This window comes from Undibacterium sp. TJN25 (assembly GCF_049339885.1).
Taxonomy (GTDB): Bacteria; Pseudomonadota; Gammaproteobacteria; order Burkholderiales; family Burkholderiaceae_D; genus Undibacterium.
Map to the genome: position 1 here is coordinate 764,329 of NZ_JBMPPM010000001.1, position 12,480 is coordinate 776,808.

Sequence of the window (12,480 nt, forward strand, 5' to 3'; positions counted from 1 at the left end):
ATGACCATGAATACGATAAAACGACTCGGCACGCCGCTATCCCATACCGCCACCAAGGTAATGCTGCTGGGCTCCGGCGAATTAGGCAAGGAAGTGATTATTTCACTGCAGCGCCTGGGCGTTGAAGTCATCGCGGTGGACCGCTATGAAAACGCCCCCGGCCACCAGGTAGCGCACCGCGCCCATGTCATCGACATGACGGACGGCGCCGCACTGGCAAAGCTGATCGAGCTGGAACAGCCCGACCTGGTCGTACCCGAGATAGAAGCGATCGCCACGCCGATGCTGGTAGAGCTGGAAAATGCCGGCAAGGTCCGTGTCATACCTACAGCACGCGCCGCCTGGCTGACGATGAACCGGGAAGGAATCCGCCGCCTGGCCGCCGAAACGCTGTCGCTACCGACCTCCCCCTACCGCTTTGCCGATAGCCTGGACGAACTGAAGACTGCCTGCGCCGAAATCGGCTTCCCCAACATCATCAAGCCGGTGATGTCCTCGTCAGGCAAGGGCCAGTCCAAGATCGACAGCGCCGACGAAGTGGAAGCCGCGTGGAACTACGCCGCTGCCGGCGGCCGCGTCAACTCCGGCCGCGTCATCGTCGAAGGCTTCATCGATTTCGACTATGAAATCACTCAATTGACCGTGCGCGCCATCGGCAAGGACGGCCAGGTGGAAACCCATTTCTGCGACCCGATAGGCCATGTACAGGTGCAAGGCGACTACGTAGAATCCTGGCAGCCGCAGGCAATGCACAGCAAGGCGCTGGAACGCGCACGCGACATCGCCAAGAAAGTGACCGACGACCTCGGCGGCCTCGGCCTGTTCGGCGTGGAACTGTTCGTCAAGGACGACATGGTCTGGTTCTCCGAAGTCAGCCCCCGCCCGCACGACACCGGCATGGTGACAATGGCAAGCCAGGTACAGAACGAATTCGAACTGCACGCCAAGGCCATCCTCGGCTTGCCCGTCAATGTCGCCCTGAAAACCCCCGCAGCCTCCGCCGTCATCTACGGCCAGCACGATGCGAAAGCAATTGCCTTTGAAGGCGTCGCAGAAGCGCTGCAAACCCCAGGTGTGGATATCCGCCTGTTCGGCAAGCCTGAGTCGTTTGCGCGCCGCAGGATGGGGGTGGCATTGGCGGTGGCAGCGGATACCGATGCTGCGCGTGTTATTGCCAAGCAGGCTGCGGCGACTGTGAAGCCGGTGGTGGTAGCCAAATAAATTTGGCTACGCTTTAGGGTAGCCGTCACGGTCTTCCCTAAAGTCATGTTTACTCTTCTTGGAAGCAAGCCAGGGGCCGCCCGCGGCGGTCACTTACTTTTTCTTGCTTTGTCACCTAGGCAGTCCCAAGAATAAATAAGCAAAAAAAAGACGACCGCAGACTTGCCCTTCGGGTGATGGCGCTGAGCGCCATCACATTTTGCTGCATCTCCAGCGAAAGGCAAGTCAACAACAATCCCGGCCGCCGCATCAAGAACATCCCCCCGACATCCACACCAAGCCTGCCAAATTTTGCGGAACAAGTTCTATTCGACACAGGAGAATCTGGTTGCTGCTGTTTTTGACGTTGCCGTTGTAGTTGCTCTTGACGTTAAACCGCTTGGAGCCTCGCCGATTGTGCGATACAGAAAATGGATCAGAAACGGGTGTGTCTGAGCCGAAGGTAAGTTTCGCCCGTTTCCCATTTTTTGTACCGCATAATCGGGAATCCCGAAGGGACGAGGCTTGCGGTCGCCTTTTGTTTGCTTACTTTATTTTGGCGAAGCAAAATAAAGTGAGTAGCCGCCGGGCTACCCCCGGTCAGCAATCTAAAAAATACAAAAAAACCAAGCAATTCCACGTACGCAAATCATCAAACACCCCTCACCCGGCTCCAATCAAGCAAGAGACAAAACATATCAATCAAAGTGCCCGAGCTGAAAATAGTCTATAGTTTAGGATCATTTCGGCAAGCCCACCGTGGGCACATCGCAGGACGGCTGCAAAAACATGCGTTCATGTTAACAAAACAAGCGCCCCGTCCCCGATAGCCAATGCATATCAAAAATTATATGAACATGAAATTCGACGTGGCAATAGTAGGTAGCGGCCTGGCTGGTTTATCCGTGGCGCTGCATCTGGCAAAGACCCGCAAGGTTGCCGTCATCTCCAAGAAAGAATTGCTCGATGGCGCCAGCAACTGGGCGCAGGGCGGGATTGCGGCGGTGCTGGATTCCGGCGATAGCCATGACCAGCATATCTCCGACACGCTGATCGCCGGCGGCGGATTGTGCGACGAAGGCGCTACCCGTTTCATCATCGAACACGGCCGCGAGGCGATAGACTGGCTGATCGAGCAAGGCGTGCCCTTCACGCGCGACGACAGCGCGGAGCTGGGCTTCCACCTGACGCGCGAAGGCGGCCATAGCCAGCGCCGCATCATCCATGCAGCAGACGCCACCGGCCATGCGGTGCAGGTCACGCTGGAAGAAAAAGTACGCTCGCATCCAAACATCACGCTGCTGGAACACCACTACGCCATCGACGTCATCACGTCCGCCAAACTGGGCGAGCAGACCAGCGTACCGCGTTGCGAAGGCCTGTATGTACAGGACGTCAAAACCGGCAAGGTGCATACCGTGGCTGCGCAGCATACGGTGATGGCCACCGGCGGCGCCGGCAAGGTGTACCTGTACACCACCAACCCGGACACAGCCACCGGCGACGGCATTGCAATGGCGTGGCGCGCAGGTTGCCGCGTAGCGAACATGGAGTTCATGCAGTTCCACCCTACCTGCCTGTATCATCCCTACGCCAAATCCTTCCTGATCACGGAAGCGGTGCGCGGCGAAGGCGGCGTGCTGAAATTGCCGGCCGAAGCAGGCAATGCGGCAGGCACTCGTTTCATGGCTGCGCATGACGACAGGATGGAACTGGCGCCGCGCGATGTGGTCGCCCGCGCCATCGACTTTGAAATGAAAAAACGCGGCCTGGATTATGTGGAACTGGACATCAGCCACCAGTCGCCGGAATTCCTGAAAGAGCATTTCCCCACCATCTACGCCAAATGCCTGGAGCTGGGCATAGACATCACCAAGCAGGCTATCCCTGTGGTGCCTGCGGTGCATTTCACCTGCGGCGGCATCGTTACCGACACCACCGGCAGGACCGATCTGCCCGGCCTGTATGCGGTAGGGGAAACCGCCTACACCGGCCTGCACGGCGCCAACCGCCTGGCCAGCAATTCGCTGCTGGAATGCCTGGTGGTCGGCAAGGCTGCGGCACAGCATATAGAGAGCCAGCCGCATGTCGAATCCCGCAAGCTGCCCTCCTGGGATGAAAGCCGCGTGTCGGATGCGGATGAAGAAGTCGTCATCGCCCACAACTGGGATGAGTTGCGCCGCTTCATGTGGAACTACGTCGGCATCGTGCGTACGACCAAACGCCTGGAAAGGGCCAAGCACCGCATACGCCTGCTGAAGGAAGAGATAGACGAGTACTACGCCAATTTCCGCATTTCCAACAACCTGCTGGAACTGCGCAACCTGGTGGAAGTCGCATCGCTGATCGTCAACAGTGCACTGTCCCGCCGCGAAAGCCGCGGCCTGCACTTCAGCCGCGATTACCCGGATACCTTGCCCAAGGCACTGGCAACGGTGCTGTCGCCAAAGCGGAAGAAATAAGGCAAGACAAAAACAAAAGAGCGCCCGGAATTTTCGAGGCGCTCTTTTTTTCAGGGACGATCAACGATTGGCATAACGATGCGTAGGGTGTGGTAGCGAAGCGTATCGCACCACTAGCTACGAATCTTCAATATTCGTCGAAACAAGTAGCGTATTTTTTGAGGGCCTATGGTGCGATACGCCTCGCTATCACACCCTACGGGCCTCAAGGTAAGCATTACACAATGCGCAAGGAAAAATCCGTCGCCTTCACATCCTTGGTCAGGCTGCCTATCGATATCCTGTCCACGCCTGTCTCGGCAATTGCCCTGACCGTTGTCGCATCGACGCCGCCCGAGGCTTCCAGTACCGCGCGCCCTGCGGTCAGCGCTACCGCTTCGCGCATCATGTCCGTCGTGAAATTATCCAGTAGCACGGAAGTAGCGCCGGCTTGCAGCGCGTCGTCCAGCTCTTTCAGATTCTCTACCTCTATCTGTATGCTGACGCCGGCATTCAGGGCCAGCGCGGCCTGCATCGCGGCGGTGACGCCACCCGCGGCGGCGATGTGGTTTTCCTTGATCAGGATGCCGTCATACAAGGCCAGGCGCTGGTTCTTGCCGCCGCCTACGCGCACTGCGTATTTTTGCGCCAGCCGCAAACCCGGCATGGTCTTGCGGGTGTCCAGGATGGCGGCGCGGGTGCCTTCTATGATCTGCACATAGCGGCGCGTGGCGCTGGCGACGCCGGACAGCAGTTGCAGGAAGTTCAGTGAATTGCGTTCCGCGGTCAGCAAGGCGCGCGCGGGCGCTTCTATCTTGCACACCACCGTGTCGGCCGCCATCAGCGCGCCCTCTGCATAGTGCCAGTGGATACGGATACCGGAGTCCATACGCTTCATCACCGCCTCGAACCACGGAGCGCCGCACAGCACGGCCTGCTCGCGCACGATAACCTGGGCGTTCACCCATTCGTCCGCAGGCACCAGCTTGCCGGTGAGGTCGCCGCTACCCACATCTTCCGCCAGCGCATCGGCAATATTGCGTTCAAACGCCGCAACCAGCGGCGCATCGAAAGGAGCAAACGGATTGGTCAGCGTGGAGGTGAAATCTTGATTGTTAGTACTCATGCAGGGCCTATACCGGAAAACAGTTTTTGTTCTTGCGCCAGGTCGCCGCTGGGGCGCACATTGGCTTTTTTCTGTGCCGCAAAATCCAGCATGCGGTCTATGCAGACCGTTGCCTTCTTGCCGGTTTCAGGGTCGACATGGATTTCATTGGCGCCGCTCTCCAGCACCTGCGCCAGATTGACCAGGCTGTTCATCGCCATCCATGGGCAATGCGCGCAGCTCTTGCAGGTGGCGCTGTTGCCGGCAGTCGGTGCGACGATGAATTTCTTGTCCGGCGCCGCCATCTGCATCTTGTGCAGGATACCGTTATCGGTTGCGACGATGAATTCCTTCGCGTCCATGTTCTTGGCCGCGTTGATCATCTGCGTGGTGGAACCGACCACATCCGCCAGCGCGACGACCGAGGCCGGCGATTCCGGATGCACCAGCACCTTGGCGTTCGGATATTCTTCCTTCAGCGTTTCCAGTTCTATCGACTTGAATTCGTCGTGCACGAGGCAGGAACCCTGCCACAGCAGCATATCGGCGCCGGTCTGCTTCTGGATGTAGGCGCCCAGGTGCTTGTCCGGCGCCCACAGGATTTTTTTGCCTTGCGCATGCAGTTCGGCGACGATGTCCAGGCCGATACTGGAAGTCACCATCCAGTCGGCGCGCGCCTTGACGGCGGCGCTGGTGTTCGCATACACGACCACGGTGCGGTCAGGATGCGCATCGCAAAACGCACTGAATTCATCGGCCGGGCAGCCCAGGTCCAGCGAACAGGTGGCGTCCAGGTCCGGCATAAGAATGCGTTTTTCGGGGCTGAGGATTTTTGCCGTCTCACCCATGAAGCGCACACCGGCGACGACCAGCGTCTTGGCCGGATGATCGCGGCCGAAGCGCGCCATTTCCAGCGAATCGGAAACGCAGCCGCCGGTTTCTTCCGCCAGGTCCTGGATATCGGCATCCACATAATAGTGGGCCACCAGCACCGCATTCTGTTCGCGCAGCAGTTGCTTGATGCGCAGCTTCAGCGCTTCTTTTTCCACCGCAGTGGAAACGACGGGAACCTTGGCCCAGGCATTGGCGACGCAGCTGGTGCCGCTGTCCATTTGCGGGCGTTCAAATTCTACAACTTTGGTAGCTTCGGTCTGCATGATTCTATGGGGTCTTAAACGCCCTTCGCTTGCATGGATTGCCGGATCTGCAGCGCATGCGGGCGTTTGTTGCCTAAAAAATTAAAGTTCTGAAAGTGTACCTCAGCTAAGGCTTCCTCACAGAGGGGCTGGCCGGCGCCAAGGCTTTATTTATACACAGGCAAGGATGATACAGCAGCCACGCTCAGGAGGAAATTGCTAGTGAATTCACTTTCCTTGCGATATATTCAATACGTCGCTTAAAAATGTGGCAATGCTGTCGAATATGTTTATCGGTTTATAAATCTTATAAAATGAATGGAGACACCCGAATGAAACATCGTTTGAAAAAAATAAGCACCGTACTGTCCTTTACTGCGCTGGGCCTTGCAGGCCAGGCACAGGCCGAGACTGTCAAAATCGCGTTTATCGATGCGCTGTCCGGCGCATTTGCCCCACCCGGCCAGACGGCCCTTAAAAACTTCCAGATGGTTGCCGATCTGGCAAACCAGCAAAAGTGGGCCGGCAACAACACCATAGAAGTGGTCGGCTTTGACGGCAAGGGCAGCCCGCAGGATTCCGCCACGCAGCTCAAGAACGCCATCGACCAGGGCTACCGCTATGTCACCCAGGGCGGTGGTTCCGGCGTGGCGTTTGCGCTGATAGAAGGCATCAACAAATACAATGAACGCAATCCCGGCAAGGAACTGGTGTTCCTGGATTTTGCGGCGCTGGACCCGGACCTGACCAATGCCAGGTGCAGCTTCTGGCACTTTCGCTTTGAACCCAATTCCGACATGCGCATGGAAGCGCTGACCAGCTTCATGGCCAAAGACCAGGGCATCAAGAAGGTGTATATCATCGGCCAGAATTACGCACTGGGCCACCAGGTCAGCCGCGCGGCCAAGGATTACCTGAAGCGCAAACGGCCTGATATCCAGATCGTCGGCGATGACCTGCACCCTATCGCCACCGTCAAGGACTTCTCGCCTTACGTTGCCAAAATCAAGGCGGCAGGCGCCGATTCCGTCATCACCGGCAACTGGGGCAATGACCTGGCGCTGCTGATCAAGGCGGCCAAGGATGCCGACCTCAAGGCCAATTTCTACACCTATACCGCCTACACCACCGGCGTACCGACCGCGATGGGCGCTGCCGGCGTGGACCGCGTCAAAAACGTCAGCAACTGGAACATCAACAACGAGACCTATGCCGGCCACGAGATTGCTGAAGCCTTCAAGAAAAAATACAACGAAGACTACTGGCTGATGTCCAGCCACAGCGTTATCGCCATGCTGTCCAAGGCCATCAAGGATACCGGCTCTACCGATCCGGTTAAAACCGCGTTTGCGATGGAAGGCATGAAAGTGAAAAGCCTGAACGGAGAAGTGGAAATGCGCAAATCCGATCACCAGGCGCAGCAGCCCATCTACATCACCACCTGGACCAAGACCAACGGCAAGGACGTGAAGTACGATCAGGAAAACACCGGCTATGGCTGGAAAACAACACAAAAGATCGATGCCTTTGTGGCAAGCCAGCCAACGTCCTGCCAGATGAAGCGCCCTGCTTCTTAAGCGGGGAAAGCACTGCGCAAGGGGCGTCTTGCAAGGGAGCGGCAGCGGCCATCGGCCTGCTGCCGCAATCCGCCGGAAGCCCCGGTTATTTTATTATCAAGCTTCTTCGGCGCTTCAACGGGCGCGGCTTCCACAGGCGTCCAATTAATTATTCCAGCCCGGCATGCGCGGCGTAGAATAGTTCAGCAGGACGAGTACCTTGCCTTGCACTTGTCCATGCCTCCCAAAAGCATTACCAGCGAACGAGGAAATCATGAGCTTATTAAAACCCCCGACCTATGTAGTCGAGTTCACGCCGAAAACCATTCTGGCGGTATTGTCCCCGTCCGCACTGGAAGGCAATGAAGTTGATCTGGATGTCTACGACCACCGCGATGCGGCACAGAAGTTTGAAGCCAAGGGCCAGCGGCAAAAAGAAGACCGGGATGTTTTCCGCGTGACCACCGCCACCGGCGGCGATGCCAATATCTACGACTGGAATTACACAATATTGCGCGAATCGGCAGACCGGCACCGCAAGATAAAGAAATAGCGTTTCCAGCCACCGGACAAAGAGCGGGCATGCATGCCGGCTCTTTTTCAATCAAGACTTCAGCATGCCCTTTGCGACCGTTAGCGCCGCTTCCTGCGCTGCCTGCTCGCTGTTGAACACTTCCTCCACGCACACCTGCTGGCAAGGAAAGATATTATTGCGGTGCATGGGATTGGTGCCCGCGCCGTAGATGGTGAGATGCGCAGTCCAGTTCGGGCTGTTGGCAACCCGCACGCCGGACACCTCGATATCATGCCCCTTGATCTGCTCTGTCCGCATAAACGCCTCCGTAGTGTTTTGAAAATCTTATCACGGAGCGAACATCAGCATTTTTTACAGTTCGTTTTGCAGCACGCGCATTTGCACGCGCCGGTAAAGCCGGCGTGTGCCGGCATCTACCAGCCGACGAACTTATCCGCCTCGGCGGTAGCCAGACGTGCATTCACTACCAGTTGCGCCTCTACCTGTTCGGCATGCGAGCGTTTCTCTTCCGCTTCCGCAACGGCGGCGCCGCGATCCGCTGCGCTGACTGCCGGGGCAGACATCTTCTGCTCGCACAAAGTGCTCCACGCAATCATCGCCTCCAGGTCACTGATCGTCAGCTTCAGTTCCGGCGGGCAGTTCTTACCCTTCAGCGTAGTAATGGCGTCGCGGATGGCCGCCACCTTGGCGGAATCATAGGCAAAGCTGCCGCCCTCCAGCGCCGCGCGGCACTGGCCGGCAAGCTGCCTGAGTTCGGCCGCCGTATCGCGCGCGATGCGCCAGGCTTCCACGCATACGGCGGCATACTCGTCCGCCTCTTTCTTGCGTTGCGCGCGGCTGACGAACAGCGTTTTTAACTTCTCTTGCAGCAGCGACATCATTGTCGCAGCAAACGAGTCTTTCCCGACCATACCGTGAACTCTCTTGTTAGCTTGTTGAACTGACATGTGGATGTGCGTAGCGCCGCATCCACAAACCCAGCATTATACCTGCCGGCAATTGGACACAGGCGAAACAGCTCATCGGCCAGGACAGCCACCATTCAACAAACGTAAGATTCTTCCTACATCCAAACGGGAATTTCTGGCGTTAAATTTTTTGCCGTAGCGCAGTAATATAGATCTACTGATTTTGAAAGCAACGCAACTATGGCCAGCTCAGAAAAAACCGAAAAGCCGGACCCTGACGCATGGAGAAAAAGCGTCGTTCCTGAGGCGCTTGCCAAGGACCCCGACTCTGAAGAAGCCTATGCAGACGATGCGTTGCTGAACCTGTATGCCGAGATGGTGGAACATGCCATCCACCCTGAGCCCGACAGTTCATATTGATTCCCCTGCAGCACCCTCTTTAACCCGCCTCGCGCGGGTTTTTTTATGGCTGCCGGGATGGTGTTGCAGGTCTTACCGGTCACCGCCAACAGGGTTGGCAATGATATCCACAATCTTGCGCTCTGCCTCATGCAAGGCCGCATTGCGCGCATCGGCATCGGTGGCGGCCTCAAACGGGCCGGTGAAGTGCTGCCAGGTTTCCAGTCCGTCTGCGCCTTGCTTCTGCACTTCGGTGGTGGCCGTCCACCTGCCGTCCCTGGTGGGCAAGGCGATGGTAAAAATGTCGTAGCCTTTGAAGGATTCGGCGGGCTGTCTGCTCATGGTTTTTCTCCTGAAGAAATAGCGTCCACGATAGCACCGGCAGGGAAACCGCTCTGTTTGCTGGCGTACAGTCGCTCCCGCCGCAGACAGCAAGCGGCTTGTTGAGCGGCGTGTTATTCGTCGTCGAAATCCGGGCCGGGAAGGCCCAGGGTCTCGCGGCTCAGCTGCGATGCCGTGGAAAAATCCACCTCGGTATAGGTCTCTATGTTTTTGAGGAACTTCGCAATATGCCGCTCGAAGCGGCGCATGCGGTTGCCCGGATGTTTGACCAGCTCGCGTATGGTATGCGGGTTCCAAAAGATGGTCAGCGCGATAGGGCAATCGTATTTGCTGTTTTCCGCCGGCCCGCCGTGCAGGTACACCACCTTGGCTTCGTGCGCCTTGCCGTCCAGGTCTTCCGCCACGATTGTCGCCGGCAGCTTGTTGAGGATCAGCTGCTTGATCTTGGGAAAGTAAGTGTCGTTGAAAACTTGTGCGGTCTTGGCGTCCATGGCAATTCTGAGGGGGCTGAGTAGGCTGAAACAAGCACCCATGATAGTCGCAATCGTACTTGGCTGACGACATCAAGTTGCGATGTGCAACAAAACAAAAAAATACCGTCTTTTAGATTTGTATTTGATAAAAAGTTAACCTATTATTCTTTCGATAATAATTACAATATTTACACTATTCTGGCAGGCCAAATCAATAACGAGCGCTGTTACAAATGCTTTTTACAAGGCAGGGACTTGTATCGCCTTTTCGCAGGGTGGCAGGTAGCAGTATAGGCGCTGCACATTCTCAGGGGAAATGTATGTTGACACATCAAAGATTCTTGATCGCCGGCACGGGAGCACTATTGCCGATTTTATTGTTACTCACCACGTTTGACGGTGCGATTTCTACCTTGACTCCCACAAATATTTTTGGAGCAACCGTGCGGTATGTTGCCTTGTTTATCTTGGGAGGCATTGTTGGATGGCTCAATGCGGACGAAAGCAAGGCCATCAAATTATTTCAGATGGGAATAGGTGCACCGGCGCTGATTGCGTATTGGGTGGCTGGCAGCCCCCAGAAGCTGCCGGAAAAGGCAAGTGCCCCCATCGCCGCCATCGCATCCTTTTTTATCAGCGAAGCCCATGCACAAGAATTACCAACGCAGACTCCCGTGCAGACGACCGGTCGCTGGCAGCAATTCGTCGATGGGTTCACAGGAAAGTATACGCAAACAAACCAGGTCGCAATGAACAGCCCTCACCCCACGCATCAGATCTCTGGAACATGGACGGATGCGAAGAATGGGGCAATTCCGGATGGCGCCTATCAGGCCGGCATAGAAACGATAAAAGGCATCAAATACCTGCTGTATATTTGCCGCGCGGAAGTGGAAGGCGGCATACATCCAGGCAAAATCAGAAACAGCTTCCAGGGCTGCGACGTCACCTTCGGCGGCAAAGAAAGGCAGGTTGCCACTTACCAGGTGCTGATGGCCGCGAACTACAGATGGGCCAACTCCATCAATGGCGCCATCCCCAGCGGAGCAGTACTCGGTGGCATGGACATCCCTCCAGTGAAAGAGGAATTGTTCATGTGCAGAGCAGCGGTACCGGGCCAGAGCGGCCTGCATCCCGGGAAGATCCGCGCCAATTTTGGCGGTTGCAGCGTAGGCTGGGGTGGCGACTCCACCATCGTCAAACAATACGAGGTATTGGTCAACAACCAGCTGTAGCCACTCCACCAACTATCATTCCACCCAATTCAACCGGGGGAATTTATTGTAGATTTCTTCCGGCATGGGCACGACCTTGCCGGTTTTATACGCGTAGCAGACAAACCCGGACTTTGCCATCGCCACCAGCGTATTGTCCGCCGGGCGGCTGATGCGAAAGATGATGTCGCCACCGTACTTGTTGAAGTCCATCACGCCGACCTCAAACAGCAGCTGGTCGCGCGCATGTGCCTCCGCCTTGTACATCGTCGCCAGGTCAGTAACGATAATGCCCGGCAGCCGCCCGCCGCTGGCGGTTTCGCCGATGCCGAATTCAAACATGAACAAGGCACGCGCTTCAGAGATCATCGAAATCATCGAGTCATTGCCGAGATGGTTGGCACTGTTGATGTCGGTCACGCGGACGGTGAGCGTGGTGGAATAGTAGAACTGGTCGGGCGGGAAGCTAAGATTGAGGCGGGCCATATCGTTTTATTGTTTTAACTAAAGCAGGCCTCTATCCTAGCATCGTTTGGAAGCCGCACAGCCTATCGCGGCCAGGCATACAACATCATTTCCTACCGAGGCCTGCTGCGCTTCCACTCCACAATCGCAGCCACCGCGTGCAGGCGGAAGCAGCCGCACTTCTGGCAAGCGACGACCGCCACCGGCAGCACTTCTTCCTTCACTTTCGGCGCGGAAGTATGCAACCGGTCCATACGCAGGCTCACCATCACATCAGGCCACGTGTCCATCAGCCTTAGTTGATCTGAGCCGCAGGCGCTGCAAAATTCGGAGGTTTGCTTGTCGATTAAAAAATCGCGTACGTCCAGCGTGGTGATGGCTGAGGCATCGACTGGGGTTGTTGTCATAGGTATCTCCTGGTATATGGGATGGCTATTATGAACTAAGTGAGAAGGAAGGAAAAATAGGCTAAGCGTAGATAGTAAGTTATAAAACGATGATTTTTTTTCATTGCTCAACGCCAAAATACCCACAAACAAAAAGCCGCGCTCTCAAAGAGAAACGCGGCTTTCAATATTTTATACTAAAGAAACTTTTAACTGGTGCCCGAGGCCGGAATCGAACCGGCACGCCCGCTATTAACGAAGCGGCGGATTTTAAGTCCGATGTGTCTACCAGTTTCACCACTCGGGCACTTTGCCTACGA

At 56.4% G+C, this 12,480-nt stretch carries 14 protein-coding genes and 1 tRNA gene; 6 read left to right on the forward strand and 9 right to left on the reverse strand.

The window, feature by feature from the left end:
• Positions 1-6: 6 nt before the first annotated feature.
• Together purT and nadB are read left to right on the forward strand one after the other, a co-directional pair.
• Positions 7-1,221: a formate-dependent phosphoribosylglycinamide formyltransferase gene (purT, locus tag ACO0LO_RS03420; protein ID WP_422962770.1), complete on the forward strand. Its 1,215-nt coding sequence runs from the start codon at positions 7-9 to the stop codon at positions 1,219-1,221.
• A gap of 836 nt (positions 1,222-2,057) precedes the next feature.
• The gene (gene nadB / locus ACO0LO_RS03425) at positions 2,058-3,662 is read left to right on the forward strand and encodes an L-aspartate oxidase (RefSeq protein WP_422962828.1); all 1,605 of its coding nucleotides are present in this window, start codon (positions 2,058-2,060) and stop codon (positions 3,660-3,662) included.
• A 217-nt stretch (positions 3,663-3,879) separates the two neighbouring features.
• On the opposite strand, the gene nadC is transcribed toward nadB, so the two are convergent.
• Together nadC and nadA are read right to left on the reverse strand one after the other, a co-directional pair.
• Positions 3,880-4,767, reverse strand: coding sequence for a carboxylating nicotinate-nucleotide diphosphorylase (gene nadC / locus ACO0LO_RS03430; RefSeq protein WP_422962771.1), 888 nt, complete (start codon positions 4,765-4,767; stop codon positions 3,880-3,882).
• Positions 4,764-5,903, reverse strand: a complete 1,140-nt coding sequence (gene nadA / locus ACO0LO_RS03435) for a quinolinate synthase NadA (RefSeq protein WP_422962772.1) — start codon at positions 5,901-5,903, stop codon at positions 4,764-4,766. The genes nadC and nadA overlap by 4 nt, the downstream gene beginning before the upstream one ends.
• Positions 5,904-6,214: 311 nt before the next feature.
• Here nadA and ACO0LO_RS03440 point away from each other — a divergent pair, with 311 nt between their 5' ends.
• Positions 6,215-7,459, forward strand: a complete 1,245-nt coding sequence (locus ACO0LO_RS03440) for a branched-chain amino acid ABC transporter substrate-binding protein (protein ID WP_422962773.1) — start codon at positions 6,215-6,217, stop codon at positions 7,457-7,459.
• A gap of 253 nt (positions 7,460-7,712) precedes the next feature.
• Complete coding sequence (locus ACO0LO_RS03445; protein ID WP_422962774.1) at positions 7,713-7,991, forward strand: hypothetical protein; 279 nt, start codon at positions 7,713-7,715, stop codon at positions 7,989-7,991.
• 51 nt (positions 7,992-8,042) lie between these two features.
• Here ACO0LO_RS03445 and ACO0LO_RS03450 read toward each other — a convergent pair whose 3' ends face one another.
• Positions 8,043-8,270: a hypothetical protein gene (locus ACO0LO_RS03450; RefSeq protein ID WP_422962775.1), complete on the reverse strand. Its 228-nt coding sequence runs from the start codon at positions 8,268-8,270 to the stop codon at positions 8,043-8,045.
• Positions 8,271-8,386: 116 nt separating this feature from the next.
• Positions 8,387-8,884 (reverse strand): hypothetical protein, encoded by a 498-nt coding sequence (locus ACO0LO_RS03455; protein WP_422962776.1) that lies wholly within the window; start codon positions 8,882-8,884, stop codon positions 8,387-8,389.
• Positions 8,885-9,121: 237 nt separating this feature from the next.
• Between ACO0LO_RS03455 and ACO0LO_RS03460 the strand changes: the two genes are divergently transcribed.
• On the forward strand, positions 9,122-9,301 hold the full coding sequence (locus ACO0LO_RS03460) for a hypothetical protein (RefSeq protein ID WP_422962777.1): 180 nt from the start codon (positions 9,122-9,124) through the stop codon (positions 9,299-9,301).
• A gap of 72 nt (positions 9,302-9,373) precedes the next feature.
• Here the strand turns inward: ACO0LO_RS03460 and ACO0LO_RS03465 are convergent, their stop codons facing one another.
• Both ACO0LO_RS03465 and ACO0LO_RS03470 read right to left on the reverse strand, forming a co-directional pair.
• Positions 9,374-9,622 carry a hypothetical protein gene (locus tag ACO0LO_RS03465; protein WP_422962778.1) on the reverse strand — a complete coding sequence of 83 codons (249 nt, stop codon included), beginning with the start codon at positions 9,620-9,622 and terminating at the stop codon, positions 9,374-9,376.
• Between the two features lie 113 nt (positions 9,623-9,735).
• Positions 9,736-10,113 carry a hypothetical protein gene (locus tag ACO0LO_RS03470; protein ID WP_422962779.1) on the reverse strand — a complete coding sequence of 126 codons (378 nt, stop codon included), beginning with the start codon at positions 10,111-10,113 and terminating at the stop codon, positions 9,736-9,738.
• Positions 10,114-10,436: 323 nt separating this feature from the next.
• On the opposite strand from ACO0LO_RS03470, the gene ACO0LO_RS03475 reads away from it, so the two are divergent.
• On the forward strand, positions 10,437-11,330 hold the full coding sequence (locus ACO0LO_RS03475; RefSeq protein ID WP_422962780.1) for a DUF3421 domain-containing protein: 894 nt from the start codon (positions 10,437-10,439) through the stop codon (positions 11,328-11,330).
• Between the two features lie 15 nt (positions 11,331-11,345).
• On the opposite strand, the gene ACO0LO_RS03480 is transcribed toward ACO0LO_RS03475, so the two are convergent.
• The 3 genes from ACO0LO_RS03480 to ACO0LO_RS03490 form a co-directional block, all read right to left on the reverse strand.
• Positions 11,346-11,795, reverse strand: coding sequence for a thioesterase family protein (locus ACO0LO_RS03480; protein WP_422962781.1), 450 nt, complete (start codon positions 11,793-11,795; stop codon positions 11,346-11,348).
• Positions 11,796-11,887: 92 nt separating this feature from the next.
• Positions 11,888-12,181: a hypothetical protein gene (locus ACO0LO_RS03485; RefSeq protein WP_422962782.1), complete on the reverse strand. Its 294-nt coding sequence runs from the start codon at positions 12,179-12,181 to the stop codon at positions 11,888-11,890.
• 193 nt (positions 12,182-12,374) lie between these two features.
• A tRNA-Leu gene (locus ACO0LO_RS03490) sits at positions 12,375-12,467 on the reverse strand.
• Between the last annotated feature and the right edge of the window lie 13 nt (positions 12,468-12,480).